Raw genomic sequence first — 360 nt, forward strand, 5'->3', positions numbered from 1 at the left:
GCCTCCTCTCCCGCGGCGTGGGGGGGGGCCCGCCCCGCCGCCCCGGCGCCCCCCCCCCCCCCCCCCGGGGGGGGGGGGGCCCCCCGGCCCCCCCCCCCCCCCCCGCTCCAGTACGTTTACATCTCCGCTCGGACGGGCACCCGACCACTTCGTGGAGGGGACCCCGGGGGTGGAAATTCCGACTCAGAATCTCTGATAAAGTCGGGACCGCCGGAAAGGGAAACGCGAAAGCGGGAACCTGGAAAGCGCCGAGGAAATCGGATCGGAAAGATCTGATAGAGTCGGAAACGCAAGACCGAAGGGAAGCGCCCGGAGGAAAGCCCGAGAGGGTGAGTACAAAGGAAGCGACCGTTCCTTGAG

Origin of the sequence: Streptomyces sp. NPDC058796 (assembly GCF_042745235.1) — a bacterium.
In the GTDB taxonomy this organism is placed as follows: Bacteria; Actinomycetota; Actinomycetes; order Streptomycetales; family Streptomycetaceae; genus Streptomyces.